At 69.4% G+C, this 15408-nt stretch carries 14 protein-coding genes; 9 read left to right on the top strand and 5 right to left on the bottom strand.

Annotation, left to right across the window (positions count from 1 at the left end; genetic code table 11):
- Positions 1 to 49: 49 nt before the first annotated feature.
- Both BLT43_RS19165 and BLT43_RS13915 read right to left on the bottom strand, forming a co-directional pair.
- Positions 50 to 202 (bottom strand): hypothetical protein, encoded by a 153-nt coding sequence (locus tag BLT43_RS19165; RefSeq protein ID WP_165612621.1) that lies wholly within the window; start codon positions 200 to 202, stop codon positions 50 to 52.
- Positions 203 to 566: 364 nt separating this feature from the next.
- Positions 567 to 1547: a LacI family DNA-binding transcriptional regulator gene (locus tag BLT43_RS13915; RefSeq protein WP_165612620.1), complete on the bottom strand. Its 981-nt coding sequence runs from the start codon at positions 1545 to 1547 to the stop codon at positions 567 to 569.
- A gap of 348 nt (positions 1548 to 1895) precedes the next feature.
- Here BLT43_RS13915 and BLT43_RS13910 point away from each other — a divergent pair, with 348 nt between their 5' ends.
- The 9 genes from BLT43_RS13910 to BLT43_RS13870 all read left to right on the top strand — a co-directional run bounded on the left by BLT43_RS13910 (position 1896) and on the right by BLT43_RS13870 (position 11406).
- A complete protein-coding gene (locus tag BLT43_RS13910) occupies positions 1896 to 2906 on the top strand; it encodes a TAXI family TRAP transporter solute-binding subunit (protein ID WP_090113769.1) in 1011 nt (336 codons plus the stop codon).
- A gap of 120 nt (positions 2907 to 3026) precedes the next feature.
- Entirely contained in the window at positions 3027 to 4970 is a 1944-nt protein-coding gene (locus tag BLT43_RS13905; protein WP_090113767.1) for a TRAP transporter permease, read from the top strand.
- Positions 4967 to 6199, top strand: coding sequence for an NAD(P)/FAD-dependent oxidoreductase (locus BLT43_RS13900; RefSeq protein ID WP_165612619.1), 1233 nt, complete (start codon positions 4967 to 4969; stop codon positions 6197 to 6199). The genes BLT43_RS13905 and BLT43_RS13900 overlap by 4 nt, the downstream gene beginning before the upstream one ends.
- Positions 6200 to 6224: 25 nt before the next feature.
- Positions 6225 to 6644, top strand: coding sequence for a Rid family hydrolase (locus BLT43_RS13895; RefSeq protein ID WP_090113764.1), 420 nt, complete (start codon positions 6225 to 6227; stop codon positions 6642 to 6644).
- Positions 6634 to 7764 carry an NAD(P)/FAD-dependent oxidoreductase gene (locus BLT43_RS13890; protein WP_090113763.1) on the top strand — a complete coding sequence of 377 codons (1131 nt, stop codon included), beginning with the start codon at positions 6634 to 6636 and terminating at the stop codon, positions 7762 to 7764. The genes BLT43_RS13895 and BLT43_RS13890 overlap by 11 nt, the downstream gene beginning before the upstream one ends.
- The gene (locus tag BLT43_RS13885) at positions 7764 to 9158 is read left to right on the top strand and encodes an FAD-dependent oxidoreductase (protein WP_090113761.1); all 1395 of its coding nucleotides are present in this window, start codon (positions 7764 to 7766) and stop codon (positions 9156 to 9158) included. The genes BLT43_RS13890 and BLT43_RS13885 overlap by 1 nt, the downstream gene beginning before the upstream one ends.
- Complete coding sequence (locus BLT43_RS13880) at positions 9158 to 9448, top strand: (2Fe-2S)-binding protein (RefSeq protein ID WP_165612618.1); 291 nt, start codon at positions 9158 to 9160, stop codon at positions 9446 to 9448. The genes BLT43_RS13885 and BLT43_RS13880 overlap by 1 nt, the downstream gene beginning before the upstream one ends.
- Positions 9449 to 9455: 7 nt before the next feature.
- On the top strand, positions 9456 to 10682 hold the full coding sequence (locus tag BLT43_RS13875) for an NAD(P)/FAD-dependent oxidoreductase (RefSeq protein WP_090113760.1): 1227 nt from the start codon (positions 9456 to 9458) through the stop codon (positions 10680 to 10682).
- An 88-nt stretch (positions 10683 to 10770) separates the two neighbouring features.
- Positions 10771 to 11406: a GntR family transcriptional regulator gene (locus BLT43_RS13870; protein WP_090113758.1), complete on the top strand. Its 636-nt coding sequence runs from the start codon at positions 10771 to 10773 to the stop codon at positions 11404 to 11406.
- Here the strand turns inward: BLT43_RS13870 and BLT43_RS13865 are convergent.
- From BLT43_RS13865 to BLT43_RS13855, 3 genes are all read right to left on the bottom strand, one after another.
- Positions 11403 to 12449 (bottom strand): cyclase family protein, encoded by a 1047-nt coding sequence (locus BLT43_RS13865; RefSeq protein ID WP_090113756.1) that lies wholly within the window; start codon positions 12447 to 12449, stop codon positions 11403 to 11405. The two genes, BLT43_RS13870 and BLT43_RS13865, sit on opposite strands and share 4 nt — an antisense overlap.
- On the bottom strand, positions 12446 to 14338 hold the full coding sequence (locus tag BLT43_RS13860) for a TRAP transporter permease (RefSeq protein WP_090113754.1): 1893 nt from the start codon (positions 14336 to 14338) through the stop codon (positions 12446 to 12448). Before BLT43_RS13860 ends, BLT43_RS13865 begins: the two co-directional genes overlap by 4 nt.
- Before the next feature lie 80 nt (positions 14339 to 14418).
- Positions 14419 to 15372, bottom strand: coding sequence for a TAXI family TRAP transporter solute-binding subunit (locus tag BLT43_RS13855; protein ID WP_090113752.1), 954 nt, complete (start codon positions 15370 to 15372; stop codon positions 14419 to 14421).
- Positions 15373 to 15408: the final 36 nt, after the last annotated feature.

Below are 15408 nucleotides of genomic sequence, written 5' to 3'. Positions count from 1 at the left end.
CTCCCCTGTCGTGAGCTGCCCCGTCTGAGTGCTCCAGGTTTATTGTTAGTCATGGTCGGCCTCCGGTCGACGGGCACGACGCTTCCGGCAGAAGGAATTCCATCATCTGGCGCAGCTGGCCCTCCAGCATCACGCGCCCGAGATGGGTCGGCAGCCCGCGCGCCGCCGCGGCGGCGAGCTGCCGCGTCTCCTCCGGCTGCATGTTCACCTCGGCCACGAGAGTGCCGGGCGAAAGGTCCGCCGGGTCGAACGGCAGCGGATCGTCCGGCTTCAGCCCCAGCGAGGTGGCGTTGACGGCGATGTCGTGGCCCGCCTCGACCTCGACCGCCCGGAAAGCCGCCTGCAGATGCTGCAGCAGCGCGCGGGCCTTGGCTTCCGAACGGTCGGCGACGGTCAGCCGCTCTCCCGCCTGACCGGAACCGGGGCGCGCCTAGCGCGCGACGCCCGCCGCAGCCGCCTGTGCGCCCGAAGGCTTCAGTGCCCTTCTCAGCACCCCCTCGCTCCGGTCGGAGCGAGGGGCCGGCATGTCAGGCGGCGACGCGACCCAAGGCCCTTGGCACAGCCTTTCAGCGCGACGACCCCCTGCGGACAAATTCGACAGGAACGACGCTATGGCTTGCAGGTGACGCGTCGCCTTCGATCGTCTGCATGAGCACGCGCAGGGTTTCACCGACCATCTTGTCGATCGGCTGCCGGATCGTCGTCAGATCGAAGCTCGGCCATGCGGCGGCGGGCATGTCGTCGAAACCCACGATCGAGAGATCCTCGGGCACGCGCAGCTTCGCGTCCTTCCGGGCCATCTCCATCGCGCCGATCGCGATCTGATCGTTGACGCAGAACAGACCCTCGAGATCGGGATGGCGGCCGAGCAGCTGCGCGGCGGCTTCGTAGCCGCCGTCGAAATTGAACTGGCGCGCCCGGACCACGGCCGGCTCAGCGATCCCGCGTTCGGCCGCGCGCTCGAGAAAGCCGTTCATCCGCTCCGTGTTCACCGTCGTGGGCTCATGGCCGACGATCAGGCCCAGACGCCGAAGGCCGCCATCGATCAGCGTATCGACCGCCATGGCCCCACCGGCGCGGTGGTCGCAATTGATCGAACTCAGCTCGGCGCCCTCTATGGTGCGGTTCAGCGTGACCGCCGGAATGCCAAGCGCGATGCAGTGCCGGCAGATCTGGCGCGAGAATTCGAGCGACGCGGCCGCGGTGATGACGAAGCCGTCGACCGGGTAGCGCAGCATCTTCAGAAGCTGGTCGTCGGTATCAAGGTTCTCGACGGCCGTGATCAGGAACACGTTGTAGCCGATGTCCATCAGCCTGCTGCTGAAACAGTCCAGCAGCCGCCCATAGGACGTGCTCGCCTGGTTCGAGACGACAACCGCGATGAGGTTGGTGCGTTTCGTCATTAGGCTGCGCGCCGCCGCGTTGGGCACGTATTGCAGCTGCTGCGACGCGGCGAGAACCTTCTGCCGGGTCGCAGGCGACACCGCCGCGCCGGGCGTGAAGGTCCGCGAAACCGCGGATCTCGATACGCCGGCAAGCTTGGCCACGTCCTGCGCCGTGGCCCTGTGGGTCCGTGCCTCCCCGGATCTGCTCATCATCTCCTCCCGTAATTCGCCGACGCGGATGACGACCAATGCAGATGGCCGTCATGCAGGACACGGACCAGGCCGGCCCGCTTGACCCGCTCGCAAGGTCGATTGCCTGTCAAGGTGTTTCACCTCTTATGAAAAAGTTTCGCCTCGTTGACACGCGCAACTTCCGCACCATAGCGTTCAACTGCACGCGCGTGCAACCAGGAGGAAAACCCAGTCCCTGGTGCCAGTGCAGGCAGCTTCGGCCGGATCGGCCAATCGCAACGAAACACGTAACCGAAGCGACCTAAGGGAGGAAAACGAATGACTATGCATTCTGCGAAACTCAGCGTCAGGGGGCTCATCACGGGAATGGTGGGTGCGCTCGCGATCACCGCATCGGCCACCGGGCTGCAGGCCATGGAACAGAAACCGGTTCAGATCATCACCGCCGGCACCGGCGGATCGTGGTTCCCGACGGGCGCCACGATCGCCGACCTGGCCAACCAGTCGTTCGACGGCCAGCCGGTCTCGGTCATCCCCGGCGCCGGGGCGATCGGCAACATCGCCCGCGTCGGTGTCGGCAAGTCCGACATGGGCCTGTCCTACGGGCCGTTTCTCAAGCTCGCCAAGGAAGGCGGCAACGACATCAACCCCGGCGAGGGCTATGACGACCTGCGGGCCATCCTCGCGCTCAATGCCTACCCGTTCCACTTCCTCGTGGCCGACAGCGTCGGCATCTCGTCGCTCGACGAGCTGAAGGACATCGCCGGCGACATCAACCTCGCCTCCGAGGTGACCGGGTCCTCGATGCATTTCATCGTGCAGCGCATGTTCGAGAATTACGGCCTGCCGCTGGACGAGATCGAGAAGGCGGGCGGCAGCGTGCAGCAGCTCAACACCGACGGCCGCAAGGACGCCTGGCAGAACGGCCAGGTCAACATGGCCTCCTTCATGTTCGCGCCGCCGCACCCGGTGATCATCGAGCAGATGCGCATCCGCGACTCGCAGATCATGGGCTTCACGGATGAAGTCCTCGACCAGCTGACCGGCGAGCTGGGGTTCGATGTCTTCGAACTGACCTCCGAGCACTATCCCAAGCAGAAGGCCGCGACCAAGACCGTGGCCATGCCGACGCTGCTCTTCGGGACGGCCGATCTCGACGACGAGCTGGTCTACGAGCTGGTCAAGAACGTGGCCAACAACAAGCAGCGCATGGTCAACGCGGTGGGCAGCCTCGAGAGCTGGAACCCGGAGGACATGGTCAAGGGCCTCGGCATCGAGATCCATCCTGGCGCGCTGAAATTCTACAAGGAGCAGGGCTGGATCGACTGATCCCCGGCCTGCCGGCGCGTTCCCGGGCGGTCGCCGCGCGGGAACGCCTTCTCCTGACGCGCCGATGACCGCTGCATCGGTCCCCACATCCACCCCTCACTTCCGGAGCGACGACTTCCAATGGATATGTCCTGGGACGATTTCCGAAAGTTCATCTTTCCGCACGGCCAGCGCCGGCCCGGTGGCTTGCTGGGGCACGCGATCACCCTGGTCACGGCCGGCATCTGCCTGCTCACCCTCTACTGGGGCTTCGTCATCTCGCCTGGGCCCTACGTCATCTGCTTTCTGCACCTGACCGTCCTGATCCCGATCATCTTCCTGCTGTACCCGGCCCGCCCGACCGACGAGCCGGACTCGCACATGCCCACGACCATGGACTGGCTACTGGCCATCGTGAGCTTTCTCGTCCTCGGCTGGGGCCTGCTGAGCGCCGATCGCTTCGAGACGCGCATTCCCTATTCCGGCGAGATCCGCACCACCGACATGATCGCCGGCATTCTCGCGATCCTCTGCGTCTTCGAGGCGACGCGCCGCACGGTGGGCCTCGTCATCGTGGTGGTCGGCCTGCTGTTCATCGGCTACGCGCTCACCGGCCCCTACTGGCCGAGCGTCTTCGCGCATCGCGGCAGCACGGTCGTCGACCTGGTCGAGTCGATCTACCTGCTGCAGACCGGCATGGTGAACTTCATCGTGGTGATCGCGGCGACCTTCGTCTTCACCTTCATCACCTTCGGCGTGTTTCTGCAGGTCTCGGGCGGCATCCGCATCTTCACCGACTTGGCGATGGGCATCGCCGGCCACCGCAAGGGCGGCCCCGCCAAGGTGGCGATCGTGTCGAGCGCGATGATGGGCACGCTGTCGGGCAGCACCATCAGCAACGTGGTCACCACCGGCGCCCTCACCATCCCGATGATGAAAAAGTCCGGCTTCAAGCCGCACGAGGCTGCAGCCATCGAGACCTGCGCTTCGGTGGGCGGCGCGCTGACCCCGCCGATGATGGGGGCCGGCGTTCTGATCATGTCGGAATTCACCAACATCCCGCTGATCACGCTGCTCGGTTTCTCGATCCTGCCGGCGATCCTCTACTACGTGTCGCTCTACAGCTACGTCGACCTGAAGTCGCGCAAGGCCGGCATGAAGGGCCTGTCGCGCGACCAGCTGCCGCGAGTGCGCGACGTGCTCCGGCATGACGGCCACATCTTCGTGCCGATCGTGGTGCTGGTGGTGCTGCTGCTGCTCGAGTACACGCCCTATCTCGCCAGCTCGGCCTGCGTCGTCAGCTCGCTGCTGATCTCCTTCTTCCGCGCGAGCACCCGGATCGGCCCCAGGAAGCTCCTGGTCGCGCTGGAGGGCGCCAGTCGCGCCACCATGGGCATCACGCCGATCGCCACCTGTGCCGCCATCATCTACGCGGTGATCGCGATCACCGGGCTTCTGGTGAAGGTGACGTCGGTGATCCTAGCGCTGTCGGGCGGCAGCATCCTGCTGGCAGTGATCTTCATCGCGCTGATGTCCTACGTCCTGGGCATGGGCCTGCCTGTCAGCGCCGCCTACGTGCTGATCGCCGCGCTCGGCGCGCCGGCCCTGGCCGATCTCGGCCTGCCGATCATCGCCGCCCACATGATCATCTTCTGGTTCAGCCAGGACAGCACCATCACCCCGCCGATCTGCATGACCGCCATCGTCGCGGCCCGCATGGCCGGCGCGCCACCTATGAAGACCGGGTTCCAGTCGATGCTGATCGGCAAGGCGCTCTACCTCGTGCCGCTGGTCTTCGCCTTCGGCAACCTGCTCGACGACTCCATGCCGGAGATGGTGTTCGACTTCGCGGTGATGTGCGGCTTCTTCCTGCTGATGCCGCGGGTCACCGAGGGCTACCACACCCGCTACCTGACCCTGCCCGAGCGCGTGCTTCTCGCGGTCGCCGGCGGCCTGCTGTTCTGGGCCGCGCTCGGCCCGATGGCGACCGGGGTCTACTATGCGGCGGGCGGTCTGGCGCTGACGCTCCTGTGCCACAAGATGATCACCGCCGGCCGGCCGGTGAGCTCCGAGGCCCGGTCGTGACCTTGGCCCCCTGCGCCATCCACCCCGCCCGCGGTGACCGGCAGGGCGCCGACGTGATCATCGTAGGCGGCGGGCTGCAGGGCTGCTCGGCGGCGCTGCACCTGGCCGGGCGGGGCGTCGACGTGCTGCTGCTCGAGCGCGACCATGTTGGCCGCCACGCCTCGGCGGCCAATGCCGGCGGCGTCCGCCGCATCGGGCGCCACCCGGCCGAGCTCGAACTTTCGGCCGCCAGCGCCCGGATCTGGGAGCGCCTGCCCGATCTGGTCGGCACCGAGGCCGGGTTCCAGCGCGTCGGCCACATGTTCGTCGCCGAGACCGAGGACGAGCTGGATGCGCTGCGCGCCCGCCGCGCGCAGGTGCAGGCCCTGGGCCACGAGTTCGAGGAGTTGGTCTCGGCCGAAGAGGTGCGCGCCGCAGTGCCGGGCATCGGCCGGCACGTCGTCGGCGGCCTGGCGAACTGGTCGGACGGCTATGCCAACCCCTTCGCCACGGTCCGCGCCTTCAGGGAGGCTGCGCTGCGCCTCGGCGCCCGCATCGAGACCGGCGTCCGGGTCGACGCCGCGCGCAGGCTAGACGACGGCTGGCTGCTTGCGACGACGGGGGGCGAGTACCGCGCGGACCGCGTGCTCAACTGCGCCGGCTTCGGCGGCGCCCGCGTGGCGGCCATGTTCGGCGACGAGGCCAGTCTCTCGGTCGAGGCGCCGATGATGATGGTGACCACGCCGGTGCCGCGCTATCACGGCCCGGTGCTCGGCCGGGTCAAGGGGCGGATGTCGCTCAAGGCGTCGGCCAACGGTTCGCTGCTGATCGGCGGCGGGCACCGGGCCCGCTATTCCGACACCGCCCGGAAGGTGACGGTCGATTTCGCCGGCATCGCCAAGAGCGCCCGCACCCTGGGCGAACTCATGCCGGACCTGACCCTCGGCCGCATCCAACGTGCCTGGTACGGGCTCGAGGCCTACACCACCGACGGCCTGCCGATCCTCGGCCCCTCGCCGTCGGCCAGGGGGCTGCTGCACGCCTTCGGCTTTTCCGGCCACGGCTTCCAGCTCGGCCCGGTGATCGGCCGCGTGCTGTCCGACCTCGTCGTAGACGGCACCACGGGTTTCGACATCTCCGCCTTTGCCCTCGACAGGTTCTCGCGCCCACGACCGGACAACCCGGTCTGGTGCAGCCTCGGCGCCCGCATGGCGGCGAAGGATTCACCGGGCGCCTTGCCCATCTCCTAGCAACCCAGCAAGAAGTGGACAGAAGATGAAGATCCATCGTGTCGGCCTCAACCCCGGCAAGGACGAGGGGCCGGTCCCCCATACCGGCCAGATCGCGGTCTACAACGGCGTGGCCTATTTCACCGCCACGCCGGACAAACCCTACAAGCGCGAGATCGGCATTCGCGGCCAGATGAAGGAGCTGCTCGACCGCGTCGACGCGCGGCTCGCGAGCGTCGGATCGGACAAGGCGATGATCCTGTCGATCGACGTGACCCTGGCCGATGTCGCCGATGTCCAGGAGATGAACCGGGTCTGGAACGAATGGGTCGACCGGGACAGCCCGCCGGCCCGGATCTGCACCATCGCGCAGTTCACCAAGCCGGACATACTGGTCGAGGTGACGGTGCGCGCGGCGGTCGACGAGGCGCGCTTCAAGGCCGCGCAGGCGCAAGATGCCGCGTGACGGCACGACCGTCACCGCGGATGTCGCGGTGATCGGCGGCGGCGTCACCGGCGCCGCCATCGCCTACGGGCTGCTGCGCCGGGGCCGCCGGGTCGTCGTTCTCGACGAGGGCGACAAGGCGTTTCGCGCCTCGCGCGGCAATGGCGGGCTGGTGTGGGTCCAGAACAAGGGGCTGGGCTGCCCCTCCTATACCCGGCTGTCGCTGCGCTCCTCGTTGCTCTGGACCCGCTTCGCCCGCGATCTGCAACAGGACAGCGGCATCGACGTCGCCTATGAGCGGCGCGGCGGGCTGCAATGCTGCCTGTCGGAGGCCGAGGCCGACACACGCGCCGCGCAGGTGCGGCAGATGACCGCCGCGTGCAGCGCCGACGGCCTCGACATCCGCATGATCGCGCCGGACGAGATCAGGTCGATGGAGCCGCAGATCGGCCCCGACGTGGTGGCGGCCTCCTATTCGCCGCATGACGGCGCGGCCGATCCGATCAGGCTTTTGCGCGCGCTGCACGCCGCGATCCTCGGGCGCGGCGGTCGGATTCTCTCCGGGCCCGCGGTCGAGGCCATCGAGCCGGCCGGCGACGGCAGCCACATGCTGCGCCGCCGCGACATGCGCGTCGCGGCCGGGCAGGTCGTCATCGCCGCCGGCAACGGCGCCCGCGCCCTGGGCGGGACCCTCGGCGTGGCCCTGCCGGTCCGGCCGCAGAAGGGCCAGGCCATCATCACCGAGCGGTTCGGCGGCCACCAAAAGGTCTTCATCATCAAGGCGCGGCAGACCATCGACGGCCATTTCATCTTGGGCTCGAGCATCGAGGAGGACGCCGCCGATCTTGGCACCGATCTCGGCTATGTCGGGCCCAGCGTCGCCCGGACGCTGCGCATCCTGCCCTTCCTGCAGAACGCCCGCGTGCTGCGCACCTGGGCCGCCTACCGGGTCATGACCCCGGACTCTTTCCCGATCTACGGCCCCATCGCGACGGCGCCCGGCATCCACGTGGCCACCTGTCACAGCGGCATCACGCTCGCCGCGTTCCACGCGCTGGACCTGCCCGGCATCCTGACCGGCGATGCACCCGCCGACCCGATCGCCCAATTTTTAACCACTCGGTTCGAGGAAGCCGCCTGATGCTCGATCAAGCCATGACGCAATTCGATGTCGTGATCGTGGGCGCCGGCCCCGCCGGCATGTCGGCCGCGATCACCGCCCGCGCCGCGGGCCTGTCCTGCGCGGTGCTCGACGAACAGGGCACGCCGGGCGGGCAGATCTACCGCTGCGTTGCCGAAAACCGGCTCACCGACGCTTCGATCCTCGGCCCGGACTATCACGGCGGCGCGGCGCTGGTGCAGGCCTTCCGCGACAGCGGCGCGACCTACCTCCCCGGCGCCACCGCCTGGGAGCTGACCAGCGATCTGCGCGTGGCCTATTCGCGCAACGATGCCGTGGGCTTCGCCACCGGCCGGGCGGTGGTGGTCGCCACCGGGGCGCTGGAACGGCCGATGCCGATCCCCGGTTGGACCTTGCCGGGGGTGATGACCGTCGGCAGCGCCCAGATCATGCTGAAATCCGAAGGCGCCGTGCCGCAGGGTCGCTTCGCGCTGGCCGGCACCGGGCCGTTGCTGCTGCTGACCGCGCTGCAGCTCTGCCGCGCCGGGGCGCGGCCCGCGGCGATCATCGAGACGGGCGGCGGCAGCCCGGCCGGCGCCTTCCTGGCCGACCCGCTGGCCGGTGCCTCCGGCCTGCGGGCCCTGGGCAAGGGCCTGTCATGGATGCGCGCGCTGCGACGTCACCGGGTGCCGTACTACCACGGTGCCGACCGGCTCGTGGCGCATGGCGAGGACCGGCTCACCGGCCTCAGCTTCCGCCACCGGCGGGGCGAGGAGCGGCTCGCCCTCGACGGGTTGTTCCTGCATCAGGGCGTCGTGCCGCATCTCAACCTGCCGGCCTCGCTGGAATGCGGGCTGGAGTGGGTCGAGGACAAGCGGCTGTGGCAGCCGACGACCGGCCCGGAGGGGCAAAGCAGCCATGAGGGCGTCTACATCGTCGGCGATGGCGCCGAGGTGCTCGGCGCCGAGGCGGCGCGGGTCGGCGGACGTCTCGCGGCGCTGGAGATCGTCGGCCGGCTGACCGGGCAGGACACGGCCCGCGCCCGCGCCGCCTGCCGGCGCCGGCTCGACGCCGAGCGCCGGTTCCGCCGCGCGCTCGACCGGGCCTACCTGCCGCCGATGCACCACGTGGTGCCCCGGGAGGATGAAACCATCGTCTGCCGCTGCGAGGCGGTGACCGCCGGCGACCTGCGGCAGGCCGCGCAGAACGGCTGCCCCGGCATCAACCAGCTCAAGTTCTTCACCCGCGCCGGCATGGGCCCCTGCCAGGCCCGCACATGCGGCACCACCGTGTCGATGCTGATGGCGCAGACCACCGAAAGCAGCCCCGCGCAGCTCGGCTACATGTCGATCCGCCCGCCGGTCAAACCGGTGCCGCTGCGGCAGCTGGCGGTTCTGGCGCAGGAGACCGCGTGATGACGTTCCGAACACTCGAAACCGCGTCCGAACACGACGGCGCCGACATGGTCGAGATCTTCATCGACGACAATCCGGTGCGGGCCCGCCGGGGCCAGAACCTCGCCGCCCTGATGCTGACCGGCACGGCCGGAACCTTCCGCGCTTCGCCGGTCGACGGCTCCGCGAGGGCGCCGTTCTGCATGATGGGAAGTTGTTTCGAATGCCTCGTCGAGATCGACGGGCTGAGCAACTGCCAGGCCTGCCTGACGCCGGTCCGGCCCGGAATGCGGGTCAGGCGCCAGCTGTGAGGCCGCCATGCGCATAGCGATCATCGGCGCCGGGATCGTCGGCGCGGCGGTGGCCTTCCGCCTCGCGCAGGCGGGCCACGCGATCACCATGTTCGAGCCCGCGCCGGCCGGGCGCCCGGCATCCTACGGCAATGCCGGTCACGTCGGCACGGCCTCGATCCTGCCATGGGCCTCTAGTGCGAACCTCAGCTCGGCCTTCTCCTGTCACCGCGACCCGCGGCACCCGCTGGTCCTGCACCCGTCGGACCTGCTGCGCCAGCCGCGCTGGGTCGCCCGGTTTCTCGGGGCCTGCGGCAGGGCGCGGCACGACTCGGGCGTGCGGGCGCTGGCCGGCATCCTCGCCAATGCGGACGATGCCCTGTCCCGGCTGATGACGCAGGCAGGCTGCGCGCGGCTGCGCGAGACCGAGGGGCTCTTGCATGTCTACCTCTCCGAAGAGACCCGCCAAGGCGCCGAGCCGGGCCTGGCGCTGCGGCGGGCCCACGGCATTCCCTGTCACCGGCTGAGCGCCGCGCAGCTGTTCGACCTCGAACCCGAGCTGGTCGCCCGCGACCGTCGCGGCATGGTCCGGGGCGCCACCCTCTTTCCCGGCGTCAGCCAGATCGTTTCGCCGCATCGCCTTGTCGAGGCGTTCCGCGCGGCGTCGGGCGTGCAGCCGGTCGCAGCGGCGGTGTCGAAGATCGAGATCGAAGGCGAGCGCCTGCGCGTCCGGACGCCGGGCGAGACGCATGTCTTCGACGGCGTGGTGATCGCCGCGGGCCGCGACGGCGCCCGGCTGGCGGCACCGCACGGGGCGCGGGTGCCGGTGATCGCCGAACGCGGCTACCACCGACAATACGATGCGGCGGCGCGGTTCCGGCGCTCGGCCCTGTTCGTCGACATGCGGGTCGTGGCGTCGCCCACGCTCGACGGCCTGCGCCTGACCACCGGGGCAGAGTTCTGCCGGCCGCATCGCAAGCCCGATCACGCCCGGATGGCGCCGGTGTTTTCCCGCGCGGTGGAGCTGCTGGGCCAAGGCGCGCCCCCGTCGGACATCTGGTCGGGCGATCGGCCGAGCACCCCGGATTCACGCCCGGTCCTCGGCCCCGCCCCCCGGTCGCGCCGGATCTTCCTCGCCTATGGCCACGGCCATCTGGGCCTGACGATGAGCGGCATCACCGCCGAGATCGCGAAGGCGCATTTCGATGGAGCGACCCCACCGACAGATCTCGCGCCGTTTCGTCCCGACCGCTGACGCCCCCTGCGGCGATCGGCCCGAACCGGGTGATTGCAACCTCACGACAGATTGTCGATAATCTCGGTAGGCTTGGAGCGGGGCTTACATGTTGCGTAGTCAGGACATCGCGCGGTCGCTGGAACAGCAGATCGTCTTCGGCCGCCTGCATCCCGGCCAGCGGCTGATCGAGGACGAGCTGCTGGCGCAGTTCGACGCGACGCGCCACCAGGTGCGCAGCGCGCTCGAGGCGCTGGTGAGCGAAGGGTTGGCGACCAAGGTGCGCAACAAGGGCGTGCATGTGCGCAGCTATACCCCGACCGAGATCTCCGAGCTTTACGAGATCCGCGACATCCTGCAGACCGCCGCGATCCGGCGCATGCCGCTGCCCTGCCCGCCCGAGACGGTGGCACATCTCCAGAAGCTCTGCGACGCCCATTGCGCCGCCACCGCACCGCATGACCTGCTGACGCTGAACGACGCCTTCCACGAGACCATCTTCGCGCTGTGCGGCAACCGCATGCTCGCCGACGAGGTCGCCGCCCATACGCGCGCGACCCATCCGATCCGCTCGCGCGGGTTCTTCGACGCCGAGTATCTCAGCATCGCCCGGCGCGAGCACCAGCAGATGGTCGATGCACTGCGAGACGGCGATCGCGACGCCCTGATCGCGCTGAACTCGCGCCATATCGAGCGGCCCAAGCAGCGCTACCTGGAAATGCGGGCGGCGCTCGACCTCGCCTAGACGGTGGCGACCGGCGTCACCGGTGAGCCGACCGCGCCGGGCAGGCGCAGCGGCGGCGCGGTGAGCAGGAAGCCGTTGCGCGCCTGCCCGCGCAGATGCGCGTTCAGGGGCCCCAGATGCCACAACTCGCCCAGCGGCAGGCCGAGCTTGAACAGGCAATGCTCGTGCAGCGGCAGTGCGGCATGCGGCCCGTCGCCCGCCCGCGCCGGCGATTGCTCGACCGCGTAGTTGTCGGCCACCAGCGCCGCGATCCCGCTGTCGGAGATCCAGTTCAGCAAGGCCGGGTCATGACCGTCGAGAACGGCGAAGGCACCGTGCAGCGCCTGCGCATCTGGCTGCCCGCCCATGGCGATCACCGCGTCCGCGAACCCGGTGTGCAGGCACAGGATGTCGCCCGGCTCGATCTCGGCCCCCTGCGCGTCGATCGCCCCGAGCAGGGCGTCGCGCCCGACGGCGACCCTGTCCCGCCCGGCGATCGCGTGCAGGTCGATCAGCACGCCGCGCCCCTGCACGCAGGTTTCGGCCATGGTCTCGATCCCCAGCCGTCGCGCCGCGACGCCCTCGACATCGCCGCAGCCCTGGCAGGCCTCCGTCCCGTCGGAGCCGGTGACATGCTCGCCCGCGCGCCAGCCATTGTAGTAGACCGGCTCGGCCACGCCGTCGCCGTCTGCATCGAACAGCGCGCCGGCATGGGCGAGCGAATCCCACTGCGTGGAGTACTGCGTGTGCAGCAGCACCGCGTCGTCGCAGATCACGTCGGTCAGGTCCGGGTCATGCTGCGCCAGCGCGTGGTTGAAGTTGCTCAGCCCCGCGCGCGCGGTCGCGAAATGGCGCGGCGGGGCCCGGCGCGGGTTGAGCGTGCTGCCGCCGGGCAGGTCGAGCGGCAGCGACAGGCAGAAGCTCCGCCCCTCCCGCACCTCGGCCAGGCCGCGTTTCACCGCGTCGGGCCCGAGCAGGTTGAGCCGGCCGATCTGGTCGTCCGGGCCGAACTCGCCCCAGTTCGACCCCTCCGGGCGGCGGGTCCAGCGCCGCGCCCCGGTCATCGCGCCGCCTCAGCGACCGGGTGGCGCCGCGCCGCGACCAGCACATGCGCCAGCACCAGGACGGCGATCCCTGCCAGATCACTTGCCGCGTGGGGCCACAGAAGCAGCCCCGCCGCCGCCAGCACCGCGACCCGCGGCGCCGCGCCGCTCATCACCCAGCCGGGCAGCAGCGCGCCGGTCTGCGCCGCGGTCAGGGCATAGATGCCGAGAAAGGCGGTGAGCAGCGACCACAGCACCTGCCAGGTCAGGCCGTCCTGCAACAGAAGCTCGGGGTGGTAGGCGAAGATCATCGGGATGATGAAGCCGGGCAGCGCCAGTTGCATCGCGAACAGACCCACCGCCATCGGCTTCGTCCCCTCACCGGCGATGGTCGCGGCGATGAAGTTCGACGGCCCGACCGGCGGCGTGATCGAGGAAAGCGAGGCGAAGTAGATCAGGAACAGATGCGCCGCGATCGGGGCGACGCCGGCATCGATCAGCGCCGGCGCGACCAGAACCGCCATCAGCAGGTAGCAGACGATGGTCGGCAGGCCGAGGCCGAGGATGATCGAGGTCACCGCCGAGAGCAGCAGCAGCAGGAAGTAGCTGTTGCCCGCCAGCTGCGACAGGATCTGCGACAGCACGAGCCCGAGGCCGGTGGTGCTGGTCAGCCCCGCGATGATGCCGGCCGCCGCCACGATGCCGACGATCACCGCGCTGCCCTTCGCGCCCTCGATCAGGCCGCGCAGCAGGTTGCGCAGCACGCCGCCGAGGCTGCGCGTCTCGATCAGGTCCACCGCCATCACCGACAGGATCGCCCAGAAGCCGGCCCGCTGCGGGGTGAAGCCCTGCACCAGCATCGCGATCAGCACCGCGATCGGCAGCAGCTTCAGCCAGCCGCCCCAGAGCAGGTCCTGCGGGGCCTCGTCTCGCACCTGCGCCGGCACGCTGCGGATGCCCTGCCGCACGGCGGTCAGGTCGACCATCAGGAAGATGCTGCCGTAGAACAGGATCGCCAGCGGCAGGCTGGCCAGCATGACCGAGTTGTAGGTGATGCCGAGGATGTCGACCATCAGGAAGGCCGCCCCGCCGAGGATCGGCGGCACGAACTGCCCGCCGACGCTGGCCGTGGCCTCGACCGCGGCCGCGAAGGCCGGGTTGAAGCCCGAGCGGCGCATCATCGGGATGGTGAAGGCGCCGGTGCTCGCGGTGTTGCCATAGGCCGTGCCCATGACCGCGCCGAGCGAGCCGCTGGCCACGACGGCGATCTTGGCCGGCCCGCCGCGCGTGCGCCCGAGCACCGCGCGCGACTTGTAGAGCAGGAAGTCGATCAGGCCGATCTGACCGAGATAGGCCGCGAAGATCACGAACAGGACGATGTAGTTGGCCGAGACGCCGGCGATGGTGCCGTAGATGCCGCGCCCTGTCACGTAGAGCGCCTGCACGATCTGCTCGATGTCGAGACCGGCATGCGAGAAGGGCGCGGGCAGGCTGTTGCCGGCCAGCGTGTAGACCACGAAGAAGCTGGCGATGATCGGGATGCTCGGCCCGGCGACCATCCAGGCCGCGAGCAGCGAGATCAGGATCGCCGCCACCCCCAGCCCGATCTCGAGCCGCGACGGCGGCAGCCCGACGAACTGCCAGGCGATCGGGTAGAGATGCAGCGCGTAGGCGGTGACGCCGACCATCGTCACGAGGGCGATCACCGCGGGCCAGCGCCAGCCGCTGCGCGGCACGGCGCGCATCGCGAAGAGCATGACGAAGCCGACCCCGATATGCAGGATCCGGTTGATCACCGGGTCGACGAAGAAGAGGCCGGAGGCCATGACGAGCGTCAGGGCGGCGAAGCCGAGAGCGGCCGCGTCGCGCCCCAGCTGCGGCCATGTCGGGCGGGCGTGGCTGTCGGACATTGGACTATTCCCCCGATGGGATGGTCAGGACGGCAAACTGGCGGCGCCCGGACGGGCACCGCCGCGACACTGGTCCGGCCTTACCAGATGCCGATTTCCTCGAAATAGCGGATCGCGCCGGGATGATAGGCGATCCCCTTCCTGTCGAGGAAGTCGCGCGAGGCCAGGGCGTTCTCCTGCGTCCACTGGTTGCCGTTGCTGTGCACCTTGGCCAGCTGGGCGCTGTTCTCGTAGATCGCCTTGGTCACCGCATAGGCGGTGTCGTCCGGCGTGTCGGCCGTGATCATCATCAGCGAGGGCAGCATCACCGTGGTGATCGGCTCCGGCTGGTTGGTGTAGGAATCGGCGGGAATGGTGCCGGTCGCCATGTAGGGCATCTGCTCGCGCACCATGGCGATCTCCTCTTCCGTGCCGGCGATCATCCGCGCGTCGATCGAGGACATCACGTCGACGACCGCACCGGTCGGGATGCCCGGCGTCACCACCATGGTCTCGATGTCGCGGTTCTTCAGCGCGTCGGCCTGGGCCTGGTGGCCGATCCGGGCCGGGCGGATGTCGCCCAGATCCGTGCCGAGCGCACGGATCGCGCCGGTGGTGACCTCGAAGGCGGCGCTGCCCGGCTCGCCGACGCCGATGGTGCGCTGCGCGGCCATGGCCTCGCTCCAGCTCTGGGCCGCGTCGTCGGCCCGCACCACCACCTGCATGAAGTTGCCGTGGCCCGCGCCGATCGCGCGGATCTTGTCGGGGTCGACCGTGCCGTCGTCGATGCCGTTGGCGACGCTGGTCGCCAGCGCCAGGCCCATGGTCAGATCGCCACCGGCCGAAAGGCGGCGGGCGTTCTCCATCGAGCCCGCGGTGGTCACCGGCGTGACCGTCGTGTCGAGCGCCTCGCTCAGCACCTGCGCGAAGCCGTTGCCGAGGACGAACCAGACGCCGCCCTCGGTCGCGGTGCCAAGCCGGATCGCGTCTGCACCCATTGCCTGGCTGGCCATCATCGTGACACCGGCGATCGCGGCGAGATATCGTTTGTACATGTTTTCCTCCCTGTTGTTCTGTCGGCCATCCTCTTC

The sequence above is a fragment of the Limimaricola pyoseonensis genome, assembly GCF_900102015.1.
Taxonomy (GTDB): domain Bacteria; phylum Pseudomonadota; class Alphaproteobacteria; order Rhodobacterales; family Rhodobacteraceae; genus Limimaricola; species Limimaricola pyoseonensis.
Note: the sequence above shows the minus strand (reverse complement) of the source record. Positions and strands in the feature narration are given on the sequence as shown.

Coding starts and splice junctions, on each gene's coding strand:
- BLT43_RS13905 (WP_090113767.1), top strand. CDS start 3,027: ATGGATATGTCCTGGGACGATTTCCGAAAGTTCATCTTTCCGCACGGC.
- BLT43_RS13860 (WP_090113754.1), bottom strand. CDS start 14,338: ATGTCCGACAGCCACGCCCGCCCGACATGGCCGCAGCTGGGGCGCGAC.
- BLT43_RS13880 (WP_165612618.1), top strand. CDS start 9,158: ATGACGTTCCGAACACTCGAAACCGCGTCCGAACACGACGGCGCCGAC.
- BLT43_RS13855 (WP_090113752.1), bottom strand. CDS start 15,372: ATGTACAAACGATATCTCGCCGCGATCGCCGGTGTCACGATGATGGCC.
- BLT43_RS13910 (WP_090113769.1), top strand. CDS start 1,896: ATGACTATGCATTCTGCGAAACTCAGCGTCAGGGGGCTCATCACGGGA.
- BLT43_RS13885 (WP_090113761.1), top strand. CDS start 7,764: ATGCTCGATCAAGCCATGACGCAATTCGATGTCGTGATCGTGGGCGCC.
- BLT43_RS13870 (WP_090113758.1), top strand. CDS start 10,771: ATGTTGCGTAGTCAGGACATCGCGCGGTCGCTGGAACAGCAGATCGTC.
- BLT43_RS19165 (WP_165612621.1), bottom strand. CDS start 202: ATGCAGCCGGAGGAGACGCGGCAGCTCGCCGCCGCGGCGGCGCGCGGG.
- BLT43_RS13875 (WP_090113760.1), top strand. CDS start 9,456: ATGCGCATAGCGATCATCGGCGCCGGGATCGTCGGCGCGGCGGTGGCC.
- BLT43_RS13865 (WP_090113756.1), bottom strand. CDS start 12,449: ATGACCGGGGCGCGGCGCTGGACCCGCCGCCCGGAGGGGTCGAACTGG.
- BLT43_RS13895 (WP_090113764.1), top strand. CDS start 6,225: ATGAAGATCCATCGTGTCGGCCTCAACCCCGGCAAGGACGAGGGGCCG.
- BLT43_RS13890 (WP_090113763.1), top strand. CDS start 6,634: ATGCCGCGTGACGGCACGACCGTCACCGCGGATGTCGCGGTGATCGGC.